Source organism: Haloarcula sp. H-hyl6 (assembly GCF_056934455.1).
Map to the genome: position 1 here is coordinate 381,405 of NZ_JBRIIK010000001.1, position 13,596 is coordinate 395,000.

Genomic DNA, 13,596 nt, shown 5'->3' on the forward strand with positions numbered 1-13,596 from the left:
GAAACACGCGAGTCCCCGTCGGTCAGGACGCAGGGGCGGTGCGGGTCCGCAAGAGCGCGACGACCGCACCGACGCCGACGATAGCGACGGCCGCCGCCTGCGGTGCGGTGACCGCCACGCCGAGAACCCCGCCGAGCCCCGAGACCAGCGTGAACGCGAGGAACAGGGGGAGGACGACGGCGACGGCGTAGTACCACGGCAGACCGGCCATCCGGGCGATGGTTCCCGCACCCTTCTCGTACTCGTCGAGGGCGGCTTTCCCGAGGACCCACCCGTCGAACAGCAGGAAGCCGAGCAGACCGGCGGTCAGGACGAGGTTGGCGACGGTGTTCGCCAGAAGCGCGAACAGGGAGGGAGAGACGGCGGTGGCGCTCCCGGTGACGAGGAAGAGGCCGCCGACGCCGGCCGTCGCCCGCGAGCGGGTGCTACCGTGTTCGTCCACGAGGTAGGCCACGAGCACCTCGAAGATGCTGATGGCCGAGGATAGCGCCGCCAACAGGACCACGCCGAAGAAGACGACGCCGACGACGCGACTGTACGGCAGGTCGGCGAACGCCCCGGCGAGGCCGACGAACAGCGCGCCCGGGCCGCCCTCGCCGGGCGAGACGCCCAGCGAGAACAGCAGAGGGAAGATGACCAATCCGGCGAGGACGCCGATGCCGGTGTTCAACACCGCGATGACCGTCCCGTCGGCGGCGAGCGAGCGGTCCTCGTCGACGTACGACGCGTAGGTGAGCATCGCGCCGGCCCCGACGGAGAGCGTGAACAGGGCCTGTCCGGCCGCGGCGACGAGGACGTCGAAGAAGTTCGCCCGGAGGTAGCCCACGTCCAGCGAGAGGTAGAACTCGTACCCGCCGGCGCTCCCCGGTAGGGTGGCGGCCCATACCGCGAGTGCACCGAAGAGGACGACGATACCGGGCACCATCACCGTCGTCGCCACTTCGATGCCTCGGTCGACGCCCGCGTAGACGACGGCCACCGTCGCGAGCAGGAACAGGACGTGAAAGCCGGCCGCGCCGAGGCCGTAGTCGATGGCGGCGAAGTACTGCTGGGGCGCCTGAAAGTACGCGCCCGTCGCGCTGGCGAGGGTGTAGCGAAGAATCCAGCCACCCACGACCGAGTAAAAGGAGAGGACGACGACGGAGGCGAACAACGCCACGCCGCCGAGCGCCCGCCAGCGCCGCCCGCCAAGCGCCCCGAACGCGCCGACGGGGTTCCGACGGCTCCGGCGACCGATGACCATCTCGCCGAGCAGTCCGGGGACGCCGACGAGCACGATTACGAGGACGTACAACAGGAGGAAGGCCGCGCCGCCGTTGGTCGCGGTCAGCCACGGGAACCGCCAGATGTTCCCGAGACCGACCGCGCTCCCGACGGCCGCGAGCAGGAAGCCGAGTCGCGTGCGCCACGTGGCTCTCGTCATCGTCTCAGGGTCCTCCCACGCACCGAAAAACGTGTCGAGAGCGGCCCGAACACGTCAGAACGGCTGGAAGAAATCGGCCTGCTCCACGAGGAACATCTCGTTGATTCCCAGCGCGAGGGTCCCGACGATTGCGACGACGACGACCACGCGGAGCGTCCAGAGCCACACCGGTCCGACCGGACCGAGGCTCTCGGTCCCGCGACTGAGTTCGTCGACGGCGTCGCGGCCGATGACCCACCCGACGAACAGGACCAACAGGAGGACGGAGAACGGGAGGAACACCTGATAGGCGAAGCGGTCGAACCACGTGAGCCACGCGGTGTCCCACGCCGAGGGGAGGCCCAGCAGGAACAGGCCCACGCCGGCCGCGGTGGCGAGGTAGGGCCGCGGAATTCCGTAGTTGTCGTTCGCGTAGGCGACGGTCACCTCCAGCAGACTGATGGCCGATGACAGCGCGGCGATGAGGACGACGCCGAAGAAGACGACGCCGAAGACGCGGCCGAACGGGACCGACCCGAACCCGGCGGCCGTGGCGACGAACAGCGCCCCCGCACCTCCGCTCTCGGAGGTGATTTCGGCACCGATGGTGAGCAGGATGGGGAAGACGACCAGTCCGGCGAGGATGCCGACCAGCGTGTTCGTGACGACGACCATCCCGCCGTCGAAGACGAGGTTGTCGTCGCTCCCGACGTACGAGGAGTACGTAATCATGATTGCCATCCCCAGCGAGAGCGTGAAGAACGCCTGTCCGACGGCGAACGGGATGATGCTCCCGGCGTTGGCGAGCATCGTGTCGACGTTCGGCGAGAGGAAGAACGCGTACCCGTCGGCGGCGCCGGGGAGCGTCGCGACCCACGCGGCGAGTGCGACCATCAGGACGACGATGCTCGGGACCATCACCTTCGTCGCCTTCTCGATGCCGTCCTCGATGCCGAGGGCGACGATGCCGACGACGATTGCGAGGAAGACGGCCTGCGCGAGGACGGCGTCGGGTCCGGAGGCGACGGCGCCGAAGTAGCCGCTGGGGTCGGCGAAGTACGCGCCGGTGACGCTCCCGACGATGTAGCGGATGACCCACCCGCCGACGACGTTGTAGTACGACAGAATCCAGAACCCGGTGAAGACGGCGAGGCCGCCGACGATGCGCCACTGTCGGTGGCCCAGTTCCCCGAACGCGTCGACGGCGTTGACGTTGGTCCGGCGGCCGACGACGAACTCGGCGAGCATCGCAGGGAACCCGACGAGAACGACGGCCGCGAGGTAGAAGACGACGAACGCGGCGCCGCCGTTGGTCGCGGTCTTGAACGGGAACTGCCAGAGGTTCCCGAGACCGACTGCGCTCCCGATGGCCGCGAGGATGAATCCGACTCGCGTGGCCCACGTCTCTCGCTCTGTCATGTCTAAGCACGGCCTAATCCACTCGCCCGCATAACCGCTGTGATTCGGGACCGATACCACGGGGTGGCCGGCGACGGCCCCGTATCAATCGGGCGATAGAGCCCTATATAGCGATAATATCAACGCACTAATGGCAGGATGATAGAGTTGTACCCGTCCACACTCGCTGCCAGCGACCCAACCAGAGACCCCCAACTCATTGTCATGGTGTCCCACCACACCACGTCTACCGCCAGTGTGGACAGTCGGTCGTGCTACCCGGCGGGGTCACTCCCGCCGTCGGGCACGCTTCGATGGCCCTCCAAGCCCGCTCCGCCGCCCGACACTGCTGCGCCCGGCAGCGGAGAGTTTCCCCGCCTCCCCTCGCTCTACGCCTCCCCGTAGACCGGCACGGCGGCGTTACTGGGCATCGGCGCCGCCTCCGCTCGCTCTACGCCTCTCCGTAGACCGGCACGGCGGCGTTACTGGGCATCGGCGCCGCCTCCGCTCGCTCTACGCCTCTCCGTAGACCGGCACGGCGGCGCCACTGGTCACCGACGCCGCGTCGGAACACAGGAACAACATCGTGGCGCCGATGTCGGCCGGGTCGACCCACTCGTCGAAGTCCGCGTCAGGCATCATCTCGCGGTTCATTGGCGTGTCGATGACGCTGGGCATCACGCTGTTGGCCCGCACCGTGCCGAGGTTCTCTTCGGCGATGGTCTCGGTCAGTAGACGGACGCCGGCCTTCGTCGCGCGGTAGATGCCGTCGCCCTCGCCGCCCTCCAGCGAGGAGCGAGCGGAGACGGAGACCATAGCCCCCTCCGTCTCCTGTAGGTGCGGGAGAGCGTGTTTCGAGGCGAGGAACATGGTCTTCAGGTTCACGTCGAACAGGAAGTCGAAGGTGTCGGCATCGGTCTCGTGAATCGGGTCGCCGCCGCGCCACGTGCCCGCGATGTTCAACAGGTAGTCGAGGCGTCCGTGTTCGTCGACGACGTCCTCGACGACGGCCGCCACGTCGTCCTCGTCGGTGAAGTCTCCCTGATGGAAGTCGATGCGGTCGGGGTCGGACAGCTGGAAGTCGTCGCTGTCGGGTTCGATCACGTCGGCCCCGCAGACGGTGGCCCCCGCTTCGAGGAACGCGTTCGCGACGGAACTCCCGAGTGCGCCGCCGACGCCGGTGACCAGTGCGACCTCCCCGTCGAAGTCGAAGGTGACGGACATACCGACAGAGAGGACCGGCGGGCGGGTAAAACTTCAGGGCGTGACGACCAGTTTGCCGAGGAAACTCTCCGAGAGGACGTCCTCCTGTGCGTCCGCAACCTCGCCGAGGTGGTAGGTCTCGGCTACCTCGGCAGTCAGGTCGCCGTCCTCCAGCAACGTGGCGAGTCGGGAGAGTACCGCGCCGAAGTCGGGCGTGTTGAACATCGAGACGTGGTGGACCGACACGGCCTTCGCACGGCACTGCGGGACGTTCTCGAAGGTGGCGTCGGGGTCCGAGTTCCCGATGGCGGCGACGCGAGCGCCCTGTGCGGCGACGTCGACGTCGAACGAGAGGTAGTCGTCGAGGCGATGGTCCAGAACCACGTCCGGCCGGCCCGCTTCGACGACGGCGTCCGCGAGGTCGTCGCGGTGGTAGTCCAGTACGTCGTCGGCCCCCAGTTCCGCCAGTCGGTCGTGGTACTCGGGGGAGGCCGTCGTCGTGACCCGCGCTCCGGTCGCCGCGGCCAACTGGACCGCCACGTGTCCGACGCCGCCGCTGCCGCCGTGAATCAGCGCCCGCTCGCCGGGTTCCAGCGAACAGGCGTCGACGAGCGTCTGCCACGCCGTGACGCCCACCAACGCAATCGCGGCCCCCGTCTCGAAGTCGACGTCCTCGGGCAGGTGCGCGAGGTGGGAGTCGGGGACGACGGCGTACTCGGCGCAGGTCCCCTGCAACCAGTTGCCCAGTCCCGTCGCGAAGACTCGGTCGCCCTCGGCGTAGTCCGCCACGTCGTCGCCGACCTCGGCGACGGTTCCGGCGCAGTCAGAGCCCGGAATCCACGGCAGTTCGCCGGGGTCGTACCCGCCCTCGCGGAAGTACGTGTCGACGGGGTTGACCCCGGCGGCCGCCACCTCGACCAGTACTTCGTCGGCCGCAGGGGTGGGCCGCGGTATCTCCTCGACTGTCAGCACTTCTGGTCCGCCGTGGTCGTGGAACCTGACTGCGCGCATGGGACACCAGTCGTCCGGGGCCAGCAAAAGGGTAGTGCTACAGGCTCGCGAGGTTCTGCCGGAGTTTGATGGTCGCCGTCATCAGCGTCGTGGCCGTCATGATGACGAACACGACCTGCACGTGGAGGACGACGACGCGGTCGAGGCCGGCCAACACCGCCAGTTCGGCGGCCGGCACCAGCGCGCCGAACAGGAGGACGGGGAGGAGGTGGCGCAACAGCGTGTCCACGACGGTCCCCTGCACGCGCGTCTCGGCGGCGCCGCGGCGGCCGAAGGAGACCCCGGCGACGGCGAACGCGAGGGCGCTCCCGCCGAGCGCCGCGAGCAAGGCCGGGTGGCGACCGACCAGCGCCAGTCCGACGAAGACGGCGACGACACCGAGGACGGCGGCCCGGGTGAGCACTCCACCGTCGGCCGTTCCGCCGTCCGTCGCGGCCGGGACGACGCTCCGGTAGAGCACCCGCATCGTCACCGCGAGCAGGAACACGTGTGCGAGGAGGAAGGCGCTCTTGAACGGCAGGACGTAGGTGGTGAGAATCTCGACGAGGCCGAGGACGGCGTACCCGACCGCGAGCAGACCGACCGAGGCGAGGTAATCCCACAGACGGTGTTCGGCCGCGATGTCGCTGGCCCGACGATTCCGGTAGGCGTAGAAACTGAACCGCAGGCCCAACACCACCAGTAGCGTCAGGCCGATGAAGAAGATGAACGTCAGGTTCGGGTTGTTCGGCGCGAACGGCAACCCGACGTCTACGCTACCGACCATCGTCCTCCCGTGGGTCGCTGAGACCACGTAGCTCTTGCGCTAGGTGGGCCGCCGTCTCGTAGCGTCTGAGCTTCTGTCTCGCCATCGCCTTGCCGACGACGTCGTCGACGGCCTCTGGGACGTCCGCGACGTCCGTGGGTTCGGGTGGGGGTGCCTCGAGGACCTGCTCGCGGACACGTTCGAAATCGCCGGTGTAGGGTGGCCGACCGGTGAACAGGCGGTAACAGACCGCCCCGAGTTGGTAGATGTCGGTCGCGTGGTCGACCTGCCCGAACCGCCGCTCGTAGTACTCGGGTGCGGCGTATCGGGGGTCGAGAAACTGCGCGGGGTCGGCGTACTGCCGGTAGACGTGGAGGAGGCCGACGGTGTCGAGCAACGGCGGTTGGCGCGCCCCCTCTCGGAGGACGTTGCCGTAGTAGACGACCGCCGTCGGGTCGATGCCCGCGTGGACGACGCCCCGTTCGTGCACGGTTGCGAGGGCGCTGGCGAGACGCTCGGCGTGCCACGCGGCCTCCTCCGGCGGGAGGCTGTCACGGTCCGCCAACCGTTCTTCGGTGTACTCCGTGGCCGTCCAGACGCGGGGGTCCTCGTGCCAGTCGTACAACGTCACGACGTTGTCCACGTCGTTTACCGCCGCCCACTCCGAGAGGAGGGACCGCAGCGCGGACCGGAACGCTGCGTCCCCCGCCTCGCCGCCGCGGAGCAATCGGAGAGCGACGGCGTACTCCTCGTCGTCGGCGACGCCGAGCGAGCGGTACGTGTCGCCGTACCGGTGACGAGTCCGTGGCGCCAGCACCGTGAGGCGGTCGAAGCGGCTCTCGTACTCGACCAGTGAGAGCCACTCGGCGTCGTTCGCCGCCGGTCGTCTGGCGATGCGTCCGCGCGCCTCACCTTCGTCCTCGCTCTCGGCCGACGCGTCCGCTTCCCTCTCGGTGTCCGTCTCGTCGTCGGTGTAGACGCGCCGAGGACCCGGCGTGCGTCCGACCCCGGCGACGCTCGTCCGTCCGAGGTCACGGTTCCCGAGGCCAGACCGGGTCGGGGACGACTTCTCCACGTCGTGACGGGACTCCTCCTCGCCGGTGAGTGCGTCCAGTTCTCGCTCGACCGTCCTCGGGTGTCGGGCACCGAGGTAGTCGAGGGCGAGCGTCGCCGCGAGGTCGCCGTCGCTCTCCACCCGGTCGTGCAGTCGGCCGGTGAGGTACGCGACCACGTCAGGATGTTCGTCGGCGACGACGCAGAGGGCCGTCGCGGCACCGAGACGGACCTGTCGGTCCCCCACGTCGAGCAACCGCAACAGCGTCGGGAGACGGTCCCTGTCGACCGAGGTGCCGGTCAGCACGTCGGCGACCACGGCGCTGGGCGCCTTTCCCCCACCTGACTCCGGTGCCATTGGCGCGATATCGACACATCGTTCGTGTGAACGTATCACTGTTTTGGTGGTTGTTCGCGAGCCGGGTCAGAATCGTCTTATCAGGTGTGAGAATCGCGGAGGAACGTTTTAACGGCCGTTTCGAGTACGTCTTCTGGATGCCAACTGACAGGGATTCGCCGCTCCCGAGCGTCGTCGGCGATAGCTACGCCGCGCGACTGGGAGTCGCACTCGCGTTCGCTATCGTCGTCATCGTCGCGTTCGGCGCCCTCATCAGCGTCCAGGCTTCGGCCACGCTGGAGGAGGACGTCGCCGCGGACATGACGGCGCTGTCGGACACACAGGCCGGGCAACTCGACGCTTGGCTCTCGACGGCGCGTCGGAGCGTGCGAACGACGTCACGGTTGCCCGTCTTCACCGACGGGTCGGAGGAAGCGATTCAGACCAGACTGGAGGGACTCGTGGAGAACGAGGAGGTCCCGCGCGACGTGGTGGCGGTCCACTACGTCGACACGGGCACGGGAGAGATAGTCGCCAGTTCGAACGAGCAGTTCGTCGGCGTCGACGCCGCCGAACAGGGTGCGCCGTTCGCCACGGACCCGCCCTCGTTCAGTGGCCCCGACGACACTCACGTCACCGACCCGTTCAGCGTCTCGGTCGTCGACCACCCCATCGTCGCCGTCGTCTCGCCCGTGCCGGGCGCGGAGAACCGGGCCATCGTCTACATGACCGACCTCGAATCGAAGGCGAGCGACATCTCGAATCAACGGTCCGGGTCCTACACGACCGTCGTCGACGGTGACGGTGAGTTCGTCTCCCACCCGAACACGTCGAAGATAGGGACGACGGCGCGTATCGCAGACCTCGACGGCGACCCGGTCGGGTCGCTCGAAGCGGGCAACAGCACGTTCGTCGAGACGTCGTCGATGCTGATGGGGCTCTCGCGGCTGGAGGGACACGACTGGGTGGTGATGGTCCACTCGAACCCCGAGTCCGCGTACGCACTCAGCGACCAGATTAACTCGGACCTCGTCGGCCTCATCTTGCTCGCAGTCGTCAACCTCGGACTGGTCGGGGTGACCATCGGCGGGAACACCATCGCGTCGCTCCGCCGCCTCTCCTCGAAGGCCGAGACGATGGCCGCCGGCGAGTTAGACGTCGAACTCCAGACCTCGCGGACAGACGAGTTCGGGACGCTCTACGACGCCTTCGACAACATGCGGGCGAACCTCCGTGAGCAGATTTCGGAGGCCGAGACGGCCCGCGAGGAGGCCGAACGCGCCAAGCGCGAGGCGGAGGAAGCGAAGACCGAGGTCGAACAGGAGCGCAACGAGATGCAGGCGCTCAGCGGGCACCTCGAACTGAAAGCCGACGAGTACAGCGACGCGTTGGGGGCGGCGGCCGATGGCGACCTCACCGCTCGCGTCGACGAAGAGAGCATGAGCGACGCGATGGCCGACGTCGGGCGTGAAATCAACGCCACCCTCGACGCCCTCGAGGACACCATCGCGGACATGAAGACGTTCGCGGAGAACGTCCTGCAGTCGACCGAGCGGGTGGGGTCGAACGCCGACCGGGTCGACAGGGCGAGTCAGCAGGTATCCTCGTCGATTCAGGAGATATTCGAGGGGACCACCGAGCAGAGCGAACGGTTACAGGAGGCCGCCACCGAGATGGACAACCTCTCGGCGACGGCTGAAGAAGTGGCGGCGTCCGCCCAACAGGTCGCGGACACCTCACAGTCCGCCGCCGATGTGGGCGAGGACGGCCGCGAGGCCGCACAGGCGGCCATCGAGGAGATGGGTGCCATCGAGGCCGAGACGGAGGAGACGGTTGACGAAATAAACGCGCTGGACGAGGAACTGGACGAAATCGGTGAAATCGTCGGCGTCATCACCAACATCGTCGAGCAGACGAACATGTTGGCGCTGAACGCCTCCATCGAGGCCGCTCACGCAGACGGTGACGGGGCCGGTTTCGCCGTCGTCGCCGACGAGATAAAGGGCCTCGCCGAGGAGACCAAGTCCGCCGCCGGCGACATCGAACAGCGCATCGAGCGCCTCCAGGCGCAGGCGGGCGACACCGTCGAGACGATGGAGTCGACGAGCGAGCGCATCACCGAGGGCGTCGAGACGGTCGAGGAGACCGTCGACGCACTGGAGACCATCGTCGAGTACACGGAAGAGGTCGACACCGGTATCCAAGAGATAGACCGTGCGACCGAGGAACAGGCCCGGACCGCACAGGAGGTCATGGGCACCATCGACGACCTCTCGACCATCTCACAGCAGACGGCCACCGAGGCCGACACCGTCGCCGGCGCTGCGGAGGACCAGTCGGCGTCTATCGCTGAGGTGTCCGACTCCGCGGCCGAACTCCGCCAGCGGGCGGACGACCTCGAATCGCTTCTGGACCGCTTCACCGTCGACGCCGGCGCGGACGCCCCCGTCGGCGGTGCGACGGCCGCCACGGACGACTGACAATGGACACGATAACTACCTGGTTCGCGCTGGGACTGTTCGGCGAACTGCTCGGGACGGCCGTGCTGGCCTACGGCTACACGCTCGTCCCCGAAGCGACGCGGAAGCGATACCTGCTGTTGGTGGCGATTCCGGGGGTCGCAATCGTCGCGTACGTCCTGCTGACCCTCGGCGTGGGCAAGGTACAGGCCGCCGGGCACACGGTGTACGTCGTCCGGTACGCTGACTGGCTGGTGACGACGCCCATCAACGTCCTCTATCTGGGACTGCTGGCGCGGGCCGGCAGAGACGACATCACCAAGCTGGTCGGTCTGCAGGCGCTCACCATCGTGTTCGGGTTCGCCGGGACGGTCGTGCCCGACCCGCTGAACTACGGGCTGTTCGCGCTCGGTGCCGCCTGCTTCGGCGGCGTCGTCTACCTCCTGTACGGGACCGTCGGGGACGCCGCCGTCACCGCGCTCTCGGACCTCGAAGTGAGCCTCTACCGGACGCTCAGGAACTTCGTCGTCGTCCTCTGGATGGTGTACCCCGTCGTCTGGCTACTGAATGCCTCGGGTATCGGCCTACTGGACGTCGAGACGGCGTCGCTGGTCATCGTCTACCTCGACGTGGTGACGAAAGTCGGGTTCGGCGTCATCGCGCTCCACGCGTGGACCACGATGAGTGCGGTCACGGTCGGCGACGGCCGCGAGACCGTCACCGCCGACTAGCCGGTCGGCGCGTCGGAAAATCGAGACGGAACGGAGACGGCGCGGGCCTCAGTGGATGCCCATCGCTTCGATTTGCTCTTGATACCGGTTCCGGATGGTGACTTCCGTCACCTGCGCCACGTCGGCTACCTCTCGCTGTGTCTTCTTCTCGTTACAGAGCAGCGAGGCGGCGTAGATGGCGGCGGCGGCGTACCCGGTCGGGGACTTCCCCGAGAGCAGGCCCTGCTCGGCGGTGGTGTCGATTATCTCGTTGGCCTTGGACTGGACCTCCTCCGAGAGGTCGAGTTCGGAGGCGAACCGGGGGACGTACTGCTTGGGGTCCACCGGTTCCATCTTGAGTTCGAGTTCTTGAGCGACGTAGCGGTACGTGCGCCCGATTTCCTTCTGTTCGACACGTGAGACGTCGGACACCTCTTCGAGGCTCCGGGGAATCCCCTCCTGTCGACAGGCGGCGTAGAGACAGGCCGTGGCGACGCCCTCGATGGAGCGGCCGCGGATGAGGTCCTCGTTGAGCGCCCGTCGATAGATGACGGAAGCGACCTCCCGGACCGACCGAGGGACGCCGAGCGCCGAGGCCATCCGGTCGATTTCGGAGAGCGCGAACTGGAGGTTCCGTTCGCCCGCGTCTTTCGTCCGGATTCGTTCCTGCCACTTCCGGAGGCGGTGCATCTGGGAGCGCTTCTCCGAGGAGAGGGACCGACCGTAGGCGTCCTTGTCCTTCCAGTCGATTTGGGTCGTCAACCCCTTGTCGTGCATCGTCTGGGTCGTCGGCGCCCCGACGCGCGACTTCGACTGACGCTCCGAGTGGTTGAACGCCCGCCACTCGGGTCCGCGGTCGATGTTCTCGTCTTCGATGACCAGCCCACAGTCCTCGCAGACGAGTTCCCCCCCGCCGTCACTGGAGATGTTCTCCGACTCACACTCGGGACAGGTCTGCTGGCCTGTGTCCTCGGACTCCTGCTCACGCTCCTGTTGGTCCGTATCCCGCTGGCGCGTCGGCCGTTCCATGTGTTCTTTTACGGAGAAAGGACCATTACGTATAAATGTTTGGGTGGTTGGGACCGCTTACGGGGGGTAAAACCCGCCTACTGGGGTGGAATCGTGGGGCGAGTAAAGCCTTAACCGGGGGCGTGCGGTGGATGTGGCATGGACGTGGCCGTACTTGGGGCCGGCACGCGCGGACGAACGGTAACCTGGCGCTGCGTGCGCGCAGGCCACGCAGTCCGACCGAACGACGACCCCGCGAACGCCGTGATGAACAGCGTCGACGCGGTCTGTCACGGTGGCGTTCAAGCGAGTCTGGGTGACCACGTCGGCGATTCCGACAGCAAATGACCGAGGAAACAGCACCCGAGGAGGGCGACGATGGCATCAAGGAGTTGTTCGACGAACTGGAGGAACTAGAGGCCATCGTCGACTCGCCCGAGGAGCGGAGACAGGTCCGAGAAGCGATGCGGGCGGCCACCGAGGCCCAGGACGCCGACCCGGTGGTCTTCGGCCGGGTCATCTACGGGTTCGACCGCGAGGACCTCGCCGAGTCGGTCCTCGGGTCGCTCCTGTTCGGGATACCGATGGCCGTCGAGAGCGGGACGGTGGACGCAGGCCGCCACGTCGCACAGCACCCGCTGTACCTGCTCGGAACGCTGGTGGCGGCGATACTGACAGTCGTCGGCATCCTCTACGTCGCCGACTTTCAGGACGTCCGCGTCGCCGACCGGATTCTCGGCGTCGTCCCGCGCCGCCTCGCCGGCGTGACGCTGACCGCCTTCTTCGTCTCGATAGCGCTGCTGACTGGATGGGGGGTCGTCGAGTGGTCCGCGGACCCCGCCGTCGTCTGGACATCGTTCTGTGTCTGCAGCGTGGCGTTCGTGCCGATGGCTATCGGCGCGGCACTCGGCGACATCCTGCCGGGGAGCTGAGTGTGTCACACACGCCCACGGAGGCGACGACGTTTGGCAACCGTTAAAAGCCGCGGTCGGATACGGGGAGGTATGAGCGAGAGCCAGCAAAAGCGGACGCAGAAGTGCGTCTCGTGTGGCATCAACATTGCCGGCACGAACGCCGCCGCGTTCAAGTGTCCGGACTGCGGTCACCAGATTTACCGGTGTCCGAACTGCCGGAAGCAGAGTAACCTGTACAAGTGCCCCGACTGCGGATTCACGGGACCGTAACGATGGGAAAGGTAGCCGCCAAAATCAAGATAATGCCGCAGAGCCCGGAAGTCGACCTCGACGAACTGCAGGAGCGTCTCGAGGGGGCACTTCCCGAAGGAGCGAAGATCAAGGGTTTCGAGCGTGACGACGTCGCGTTCGGTCTGGTCGCCCTCCTCCCGACGGTCATCGTCCCCGACGACACCGGTGGGACCGAAGCGGTCGAAGAGGCCTTCGCCGACGTCGACGGCGTCGAGTCCGTCGAAGTCGACACCGTCGGTCGCCTGTAGGTACTGGCTCCCGTTTTCGCGTTCCCCGAACTCGGTAGCGACGGCGCCGCGAGAACCCGTCACGCCCCAATCGTGGAACGCACGTTTTATTAGGGCGACCGGACAAGCGATGAGCAAGAATGCCTAGTTCGAACGGCCCTCTCGAAGGAACTCGTGACAAACTCAAGAACAACCCCCGAGACCGTGGTACTTCGCCGCCCCAGCGCGCCGTCGAGCAGTTCGAAGCCGGCGAGAAGGTCCACCTGAAAATCGACCCCTCGGTACCTGACGGTCGGTTCCACCCCCGATTCAACGGGCAGACCGGGACCGTGCAGGGCGAGCAGGGGTCGGCCTACAAGGTCGAAATCGTCGACGGCGGCAAGCCGAAGACGGTCGTCGTCAAGCCCGCCCACCTGCGCCGGCAAGAGAACTGAGCGATGACCATCTTCAAAGAGAAGGTCGACGAGGAGTATCTGACCCTCGCCGAGACCAAAGACATCCTCGCGGACCTCGAGATGGAGCGGGCGGCCGACGAGGAGCGCGAGATGCGCTACGAACTCAAGCGTGCCATCGAACACGTCAACCGCTTCGCGCTCCTCGACCCAGAGGAGTCGCTGGAGTTCGTCGAGCAACTGCAGGAACTCGAGAAGGTGGACGAGGCGACGGCCTACAAGATTGCGAATCTCCGTCCCCTCGACCGGGACGAACTCCGCGCCGTCTTCGCACAGGAGCGATACTCCCTGTCTGGCGACGAACTCGACGACATTCTCGACGTCGTCAAGCAGTACGCCTGAGTAGTCCGTGACGGCCACCGGGCGTAGCCTGTCTATCCATCGCC

Annotated in this window: 14 protein-coding genes; 7 read left to right on the top strand and 7 right to left on the bottom strand. The window is 67.0% G+C overall.

Annotated elements, in window-relative coordinates:
- Positions 1-22: 22 nt before the first annotated feature.
- From Hhyl6_RS01900 to Hhyl6_RS01925, 6 genes are all read right to left on the bottom strand, one after another.
- Positions 23-1,423: a sodium-dependent transporter gene (locus tag Hhyl6_RS01900; protein WP_483737529.1), complete on the bottom strand. Its 1,401-nt coding sequence runs from the start codon at positions 1,421-1,423 to the stop codon at positions 23-25.
- A 54-nt stretch (positions 1,424-1,477) separates the two neighbouring features.
- Positions 1,478-2,821 (bottom strand): sodium-dependent transporter, encoded by a 1,344-nt coding sequence (locus tag Hhyl6_RS01905; protein ID WP_483737530.1) that lies wholly within the window; start codon positions 2,819-2,821, stop codon positions 1,478-1,480.
- A gap of 492 nt (positions 2,822-3,313) precedes the next feature.
- On the bottom strand, positions 3,314-4,024 hold the full coding sequence (locus tag Hhyl6_RS01910) for an SDR family oxidoreductase (protein ID WP_483737531.1): 711 nt from the start codon (positions 4,022-4,024) through the stop codon (positions 3,314-3,316).
- A gap of 33 nt (positions 4,025-4,057) precedes the next feature.
- Positions 4,058-5,014: an NADPH:quinone reductase gene (locus Hhyl6_RS01915; protein WP_483737532.1), complete on the bottom strand. Its 957-nt coding sequence runs from the start codon at positions 5,012-5,014 to the stop codon at positions 4,058-4,060.
- A 37-nt stretch (positions 5,015-5,051) separates the two neighbouring features.
- Entirely contained in the window at positions 5,052-5,780 is a 729-nt protein-coding gene (locus Hhyl6_RS01920) for a hypothetical protein (protein ID WP_483737533.1), read from the bottom strand.
- Entirely contained in the window at positions 5,770-7,170 is a 1,401-nt protein-coding gene (locus Hhyl6_RS01925) for a protein kinase domain-containing protein (RefSeq protein WP_483737534.1), read from the bottom strand. Before Hhyl6_RS01925 ends, Hhyl6_RS01920 begins: the two co-directional genes overlap by 11 nt.
- Before the next feature lie 137 nt (positions 7,171-7,307).
- Here Hhyl6_RS01925 and Hhyl6_RS01930 point away from each other — a divergent pair, with 137 nt between their 5' ends.
- Together Hhyl6_RS01930 and Hhyl6_RS01935 are read left to right on the top strand one after the other, a co-directional pair.
- Positions 7,308-9,629 carry a methyl-accepting chemotaxis protein gene (locus Hhyl6_RS01930; protein WP_483737535.1) on the top strand — a complete coding sequence of 774 codons (2,322 nt, stop codon included), beginning with the start codon at positions 7,308-7,310 and terminating at the stop codon, positions 9,627-9,629.
- A 2-nt stretch (positions 9,630-9,631) separates the two neighbouring features.
- Positions 9,632-10,339, top strand: a complete 708-nt coding sequence (locus tag Hhyl6_RS01935; RefSeq protein WP_483737536.1) for a bacteriorhodopsin — start codon at positions 9,632-9,634, stop codon at positions 10,337-10,339.
- A 48-nt stretch (positions 10,340-10,387) separates the two neighbouring features.
- On the opposite strand, the gene Hhyl6_RS01940 is transcribed toward Hhyl6_RS01935, so the two are convergent.
- On the bottom strand, positions 10,388-11,347 hold the full coding sequence (locus tag Hhyl6_RS01940) for a transcription initiation factor IIB (protein ID WP_483737537.1): 960 nt from the start codon (positions 11,345-11,347) through the stop codon (positions 10,388-10,390).
- A 323-nt stretch (positions 11,348-11,670) separates the two neighbouring features.
- Between Hhyl6_RS01940 and Hhyl6_RS01945 the strand changes: the two genes are divergently transcribed.
- The 5 genes from Hhyl6_RS01945 to Hhyl6_RS01965 all read left to right on the top strand — a co-directional run bounded on the left by Hhyl6_RS01945 (position 11,671) and on the right by Hhyl6_RS01965 (position 13,552).
- The gene (locus tag Hhyl6_RS01945; RefSeq protein ID WP_483737538.1) at positions 11,671-12,258 is read left to right on the top strand and encodes a DUF2391 domain-containing protein; all 588 of its coding nucleotides are present in this window, start codon (positions 11,671-11,673) and stop codon (positions 12,256-12,258) included.
- A 72-nt stretch (positions 12,259-12,330) separates the two neighbouring features.
- Positions 12,331-12,510 carry an HVO_2753 family zinc finger protein gene (locus tag Hhyl6_RS01950; RefSeq protein ID WP_483737539.1) on the top strand — a complete coding sequence of 60 codons (180 nt, stop codon included), beginning with the start codon at positions 12,331-12,333 and terminating at the stop codon, positions 12,508-12,510.
- Between the two features lie 2 nt (positions 12,511-12,512).
- Complete coding sequence (locus tag Hhyl6_RS01955) at positions 12,513-12,779, top strand: elongation factor 1-beta (RefSeq protein WP_483737540.1); 267 nt, start codon at positions 12,513-12,515, stop codon at positions 12,777-12,779.
- Positions 12,780-12,898: 119 nt separating this feature from the next.
- Positions 12,899-13,192, top strand: coding sequence for a 50S ribosomal protein L21e (locus tag Hhyl6_RS01960; RefSeq protein ID WP_483737541.1), 294 nt, complete (start codon positions 12,899-12,901; stop codon positions 13,190-13,192).
- A gap of 3 nt (positions 13,193-13,195) precedes the next feature.
- Positions 13,196-13,552: an RNA polymerase Rpb4 family protein gene (locus tag Hhyl6_RS01965; protein WP_483737542.1), complete on the top strand. Its 357-nt coding sequence runs from the start codon at positions 13,196-13,198 to the stop codon at positions 13,550-13,552.
- Positions 13,553-13,596: the final 44 nt, after the last annotated feature.

Coding starts and splice junctions, on each gene's coding strand:
- Hhyl6_RS01945 (WP_483737538.1), top strand. CDS start 11,671: ATGACCGAGGAAACAGCACCCGAGGAGGGCGACGATGGCATCAAGGAG.
- Hhyl6_RS01965 (WP_483737542.1), top strand. CDS start 13,196: ATGACCATCTTCAAAGAGAAGGTCGACGAGGAGTATCTGACCCTCGCC.
- Hhyl6_RS01940 (WP_483737537.1), bottom strand. CDS start 11,347: ATGGAACGGCCGACGCGCCAGCGGGATACGGACCAACAGGAGCGTGAG.
- Hhyl6_RS01935 (WP_483737536.1), top strand. CDS start 9,632: ATGGACACGATAACTACCTGGTTCGCGCTGGGACTGTTCGGCGAACTG.
- Hhyl6_RS01900 (WP_483737529.1), bottom strand. CDS start 1,423: ATGACGAGAGCCACGTGGCGCACGCGACTCGGCTTCCTGCTCGCGGCC.
- Hhyl6_RS01930 (WP_483737535.1), top strand. CDS start 7,308: ATGCCAACTGACAGGGATTCGCCGCTCCCGAGCGTCGTCGGCGATAGC.
- Hhyl6_RS01950 (WP_483737539.1), top strand. CDS start 12,331: ATGAGCGAGAGCCAGCAAAAGCGGACGCAGAAGTGCGTCTCGTGTGGC.
- Hhyl6_RS01910 (WP_483737531.1), bottom strand. CDS start 4,024: ATGTCCGTCACCTTCGACTTCGACGGGGAGGTCGCACTGGTCACCGGC.
- Hhyl6_RS01905 (WP_483737530.1), bottom strand. CDS start 2,821: ATGACAGAGCGAGAGACGTGGGCCACGCGAGTCGGATTCATCCTCGCG.
- Hhyl6_RS01920 (WP_483737533.1), bottom strand. CDS start 5,780: ATGGTCGGTAGCGTAGACGTCGGGTTGCCGTTCGCGCCGAACAACCCG.
- Hhyl6_RS01925 (WP_483737534.1), bottom strand. CDS start 7,170: ATGGCACCGGAGTCAGGTGGGGGAAAGGCGCCCAGCGCCGTGGTCGCC.
- Hhyl6_RS01915 (WP_483737532.1), bottom strand. CDS start 5,014: ATGCGCGCAGTCAGGTTCCACGACCACGGCGGACCAGAAGTGCTGACA.
- Hhyl6_RS01955 (WP_483737540.1), top strand. CDS start 12,513: ATGGGAAAGGTAGCCGCCAAAATCAAGATAATGCCGCAGAGCCCGGAA.
- Hhyl6_RS01960 (WP_483737541.1), top strand. CDS start 12,899: ATGCCTAGTTCGAACGGCCCTCTCGAAGGAACTCGTGACAAACTCAAG.